Origin of the sequence: Microbacterium sp. (assembly GCF_036566905.1) — a bacterium.
Classification (GTDB): Bacteria; Actinomycetota; Actinomycetes; order Actinomycetales; family Microbacteriaceae; genus Microbacterium.
The window spans coordinates 1-2,032 of record NZ_DATCVK010000132.1 but is presented as its reverse complement, the minus strand read 5'-3'; the positions used below and the strand labels follow the sequence as shown (position 1 = coordinate 2,032).

2 protein-coding genes are annotated in these 2,032 nt (G+C 69.5%); both read left to right on the top strand.

Annotated elements, in window-relative coordinates:
* Nucleotides 1-275: 275 nt before the first annotated feature.
* On the top strand, nt 276-1,013 hold the full coding sequence (locus tag VIP82_RS10315; RefSeq protein ID WP_331908229.1) for an alpha/beta fold hydrolase: 738 nt from the start codon (nt 276-278) through the stop codon (nt 1,011-1,013).
* A 179-nt stretch (nt 1,014-1,192) separates the two neighbouring features.
* Nucleotides 1,193-2,032, top strand: an 840-nt coding sequence (locus tag VIP82_RS10310; RefSeq protein ID WP_331908227.1) for an RNA polymerase sigma-70 factor, incomplete at its 3' end; no start/stop codon positions are given.

Here is a 2,032-nt window from a genome sequence, read left to right as displayed (position 1 = left end):
ATCCACTGGTCGCGACAGGCATCGGCGGCGGGTGGGACCAGCCGTGGTCTGCTTGGCGCAACCTCCGGAGAAGCCGCCTGAAACCCAGTACTCCCGCTCTTGCCTCACGACTCGGCCGAGCCTGTCATGAGCAATGACCGAACGGATGGCGGAGTTGTGACGGCCGGGCCGGAGAACGCGTGCTGCTCCGGTCCCGGTCACAATCCGCCGTCGTGCCCGGTCTGAGCTGATATCGCCCCGCAGACGGCGGGAGCGGTTCGAGAAGGGGAACAGCCATGTCAGATCAGAAGCCGACCGTCGTGCTCGTGCACGGCGCTTTCGCCGAGTCCGCCAGCTGGAACGGGGTCATCGCCGCGCTCTACGCCGAGGGCGTCACCTCGGTCGCGGTCGCGAACCCGCTGCGCAGCCTCGCCGGCGATGCCGCGTACGTTCGCGACGTGATCGCCTCGATCGACGGGCCCGTCGTGCTCGTCGGCCACTCGTACGGCGGGCTCGTCATCAGCGAGGCATCCGCAGGCAACGACCAGGTCGCGGGCCTCGTGTATGCCGCGGCGTTCGTGCCCGAACCCGGCGACAGCGCCTTCTCGCTCTCGGCGAGCGAGCCCGGCTCGACGCTGGGCGACGCCCTCGACGCGCGCCCCATCTCGACGGGCGGCATCGAGTTCGTGATCCGCCGCCCCGCCTTCCACGACCAGTTCGCGGCCGACGTGCCCGTGCAGGTCGCGGGCCTGATGGGTGCGACCCAGCGCCCGGTGACGGAGGCGGCGCTGACGGACGCCGTGCAGGCGACGATTCCCGGTTGGAAGGACCGCCCGTCATGGCACGTCTTCGGCAGCGAGGACCGCAACATCCCGGTCGCCGTGCACCGCGCGGGCGCCGAGCGCGCGGGCTCGCGCGGCACGACCGAGCTCACGGGAGCCTCGCACGCCGTCAGTGTCTCGCAGCCCGAGGCGGTGGCAGCCACGATCCTCGAAGCCGTGCGCGGAGTGAGCGGCAACCGGGCGGCCGCGTAGTCGGCGTTCGCGTATCGCTGCTGGGTGCGCGGTCGACTGCCGGTCCCGCGCACCCACACCACGCTTGCTTGTCAGAGATCCTGCATCGAATCTCGCGGATCTCGTCACAACTGCGCGTGCTCTCCGGTCTCAGTTGGAAAGGACTGCTGTCGTCCTCCACCGACTGACAGGATCAGAACATGGAAGCGAACCTCGACGACGCGCTCGCCGCCTTCCAAGCCGTGCGCGGGCGGCTCTTCGGCATCGCGTACCGCATGCTCGGCAGCGCCAGCGAGGCTGAGGACATCGTCCAAGAGGCCTGGCTGCGATGGCAGGGCACCGACCGCACGGTCGTGCAGGACACTCCGGCATTCCTCGCGACGGCGACGACTCGCCTTGCGATCAATGCCCTGCAGTCGGCGCGGAGCCAACGTGAGACCTATATCGGGCCCTGGCTGCCCGAGCCGGTCGACACGAGCGCTGACCCGACGCTCGGCGCCGAGCGTGCCGAGGCGCTCGGCTTCGCCGTGCTCGTCATGCTCGAGCGCCTCACCCCGACGGAGCGGGCCGCCTACGTGCTGCGCGAGGCGTTCGCGTACCCGTACGAGCAGATCTGCGAGATCGTGCAGGTCTCCGAGGCTGCGGCCCGCCAGCTCGTCTCGCGCGCGCGGAAGCACCTCACCGGTGAACGCCGACGCGAAGTGCCCCAGTCCGAACAGCGGCGGCTCCTCACCGCGTTCCTGGCCGCGGCGAAGACCGGTGATCTCATGCAGCTCGAGCGGATGCTCGCCGAAGACGTGGTGTCGTACACCGATGGCGGCGGAGTCGTGCGCGCGTCCAAGTTCCCGGTGGTCGGTCGCGAGCGCGTCGCGAAGTTCGTGCGCGCCTTCCACACGCACTTCTGGAACGGCGTGGACATCACCGAAGCCGACACGAACGGCCAGGCATCGGTGATGCTCTCGAAGGACGGCACCACGTTCGCCGTGATCACCCTGGTCATCGGTGCGCAGGGCATCGACCAGGTGCTCTGGATGATGAAC